This is a genomic window from Paenibacillus oleatilyticus (genome assembly GCF_018998565.1).
Classification (GTDB): domain Bacteria; phylum Bacillota; class Bacilli; order Paenibacillales; family NBRC-103111; genus Paenibacillus_G; species Paenibacillus_G oleatilyticus.
The window spans coordinates 1-3625 of the sequence record NZ_JAHNZO010000066.1; the positions used below are offsets into that span (position 1 = coordinate 1).

Consider the following 3625-nt stretch of genomic DNA (forward strand, 5'->3'; position numbering starts at 1 on the left):
GGCACGGAGCAGCTGCAGCCGGTCGGGGTGGCAGGCGAGCTGTGCATCGCCGGGGTGCAGGTGGCAAGAGGCTACTTGAACAAGCCGGAACTGACAGCGGAGAAGTTTACGGCTGATCCATTTGTGGCAGGCGAGCGGATGTACCGGACCGGAGATCTGGCCAGATGGCTGCCCGATGGGAACATCGAGTATCTGGGCCGGATCGACCATCAGGTGAAAATCCGCGGTTACCGAATTGAGCTGGGCGAGTTGGAAACCGAACTGCTCCGCGTCGACTCGGTGCTGGAATCGGTCGTAGTGGCCCGCGATGACGGTCAAGGCCAGAAGCTGCTGTGCGCCTACTATGTGGCGGCAAAGGAGCTGACGGCAGGCGAATTGCGCGAGGCGCTGTCGAAGGAGCTGCCAAGCTATATGCTGCCGACGTTCTTCGTCCAAGTCGAGCGTATGCCGCTCACCGCAAACGGCAAAGTCGACCGCAAGGCGCTGCCGGCACCGGAAGCAAGCCTGCAATCGGGACAAGGGTATGCCGCTCCGAGCACACAGACAGAAGCGCAGCTTGCGCGCATTTGGCAGGAGGTGCTGGGTCTTGAGAAGGTTGGCGTCAAGGATAATTTCTTCGAGATCGGCGGACATTCGCTCCGCGCTGCTACGCTCGTGGCGCGTATCCAGAAGGAGCTGCAGATCAGCGTGCCGCTAAGAAGCGTGTTTGAGCATCCTACCGTGGAAGAGCTCGCTGCCGTTATGGCAGGCCGGAAAAAAACAGGCGAAACGAGTCTGCCGGTTGCTGAGGAAAGAGACTACTATCCGCTTTCCTCCGTTCAGAAGAGACTGTATATTTTGAGCCAGCTTCAGAAGAACGATATCAGCTACAACTTGCCAAGCGTCCTGCGGGTCGAAGGACCGCTTGATGTGAAGCGGATCGAGGAGGCGTTCCGCGCCCTGATCGCACGCCACGAGTCACTGCGTACCAGCTTTGAGATGGTGGATGGCGAACCGGTGCAGCGGGTGCATGCCCAGGCGGACTTTTCCATCGAGGTACGGGAGGGCAGCGAGCAGGAGGCGGAAGGTTGGATGGAAAACTTCTTGCGCCCGTTTGATTTGCGCAAGCCACCGCTTATGCGGGTCGAACTGATAAAGCTCGAATCCGAGCGTTACATCATGCAGTTCGACATGCACCATATCATTACGGACGGTGCCTCAATGGGCATTCTGGTGCAGGAACTCGTCCGGCTGTACGAAGGCGAAGAGCTGCCTCCGTTGCGGATTCAGTACAAGGACTATGCGGTTTGGCAGCAAGGCGCAAGAGCGCGTACTTACGAAGAGCAGGAACAATACTGGCTGGAGACGCTGGCCGGCGAGCTTCCGGCTCTGGAGGTGCCGACGGATTATCCGCGACCTGCGGTACGCAGCTTCGACGGTTCCCGGGTCAACTTCGAGCTTGATGCGGAATTAACGTCGGCGGTCAAGTGGCTCAGCGAGGAAACAGGAAGCACGCTGTTTATGGTGCTGCTGGCGGCTTATCAGGCGCTGCTGGCCCATTACAGCGGACAGGAGGACATCATCGTCGGCACGCCGATTGCCGGCAGACCGTTGGCCGAGCTTGAACCGGTCGTTGGGATGTTCGTCAATACGCTTGCGCTGCGCGCCTACCCGTCCGAGAACAAGACGTTCCTGGAGCTGTTGCAGGAGGTTAAGGAACAAGCGCTCGGCGCATTTGAAAACCAGGAGTTTGCGTTCGAGGAACTGGTGGAGAAGCTGGTTCAAGCCCAAGACGCCAGCCGCAACCCGCTGTTTGATACGATGCTGGTGCTGCAAAACAATGAGCGGCAGGAGCTGAAGTTTGACTCGATATCTTTCGTCCATCAAGAACGCGACTACAATGTCGCCAAATTTGATCTTACCTTGTATTTCATCGAGGAAGGGGATCGTATCAACGGCAGCCTGGAATACAGTACCAAGCTGTTCAAAGCCCATACGATGGAGAAGTATGCCTCCGATTTCGCTGTGCTATTGCGTACGGTGACGGACCAACCGAACATCCGGCTGGGCGACATTGAGCTTGCGGACCAAGTATCCGTCGAGTCCGTGGAGTTCATGTTTTAAAAGGTTTCACCGTGTTTCGCAAAGAGCGCATGGGGACAAGCCATGCGCTCCTGCGACGCCTTATGGTTCGAGGATGTACCGATTCACCCGTGGGAGCACGGAAAAACGGATGAGAAGAACAGGGGGATCATGTAATGAAAAAGCTGCGGGCCTTTTGGAGCGGCAAATTCGATGCAGAAGATACGATATCTGTCATACCTTACAGTTCAGCTCACAAAATTAGGGAGGCCGACTACCAAAACGAAGGCTCCCCGCTCCGGGTATGGAGCGGACAGTTGCCCGAGCAAGTATCGCAACGGCTCATTGTCATTTCCAAAGACTCTCCAATGGCGCTGTTTATTTTGTTGCTGGCGGGCGTCAAGAGCCTGTTATATAAGTATACGAACGAAGAAAAGGTGATTGTAGCCATCCCGGCGGTTCGTACTTCGGATGCTCCGCTTATGAACGAGATCATCTTGATCAAACAGGAATTGAACGGAGCAGATGCATTTAAATCGCTGATTGGACAGGTCCACGCTACTGTTAGCGAGTCCATTGTCCATCAGAACATTGCGCTGCAAACGATGGCGGGCGCTATGCATTTGCAAGTAGAGCCGGACGGCTCGCCATTGTTCCATACGGTCGTTTCATTCAATGCTCTTCATACCCGGCATCATCCAGGGTCGATCGTTTCCGATATCGAACTTGCTTTTGAGCGGAACGATGACGGAATTTTGCTGCATATTCATTACCGCGATGATCGTTACGACCAGCAAATGCTGGAATTGTCATTCGATCATTTGGTTCGGATTTATAGCCTTGCTTTATTCCAGCCCGAGCTTGCTATCGACAGTATCGATATCATGTCCGACGAAGAAAAGTCGCTCATCCTGCAAGGCTTTAACAACACATCGGCGGAGTATCCGCGGGAGCGGACAATTCATGAGCTGTTTGAGGAGCAGGCTCAGCGTACGCCGGAGCGGATAGCAGTGCTGTTCGAGGACGAGCGGCTGACGTACCGCGAGCTGAACGAGCAGGCGAACTGTCTGGCGCGGACGCTGCGCGCTGAAGGCGTTGGCGCGGATGTGCCTGTGGCGATCATGGCTGAGCGCTCGCTGGAGATGATCGTCGGCATCTACGCGATTCTGAAGGCGGGCGGCGCTTACGTGCCCATCGATCCGGAGTATCCGGCCGAGCGCATCCGCTACATCGCCGAAGATTCAGGGGCACGGTTGCTGCTGACACAGAGCCGCTTCCTGGACCGCGTGCCGGCGGAGCTGGAAGGCCGAGTTCTTGATTTGAACGAGGCGGCTGTTTACGCCGAAGATGCGACGAATCTGCCCCCTGGTGCCGGTCCGCGCAACATGGCTTACGTGATCTATACGTCGGGCTCGACCGGCAAACCGAAGGGCGCGGCGATCGAGCATCATTCCGTACTCAACCGTATCCTGTGGATGCATAAGCGTTACCCGATGGGCGAGGCGGACGTGATTCTGCAAAAAACGACCTTTACGTTCGACGTGTCGGTGTGGGAGCTGTTCTG

The 3625-nt window shown here is 56.3% G+C and carries 2 protein-coding genes; both read left to right on the forward strand.

All coding sequences use genetic code 11. The features are described from left to right. Nucleotides 1–2103: condensation domain-containing protein (locus KQX66_RS36280; RefSeq protein WP_216798372.1), on the forward strand; the 2103-nt coding region annotated here is incomplete at its 5' end. A gap of 134 nt (nt 2104–2237) precedes the next feature. Continuing rightward, a partial coding sequence (locus tag KQX66_RS36285; RefSeq protein ID WP_216798373.1) for an AMP-binding protein occupies nt 2238–3625 on the forward strand: 1388 nt, incomplete at its 3' end.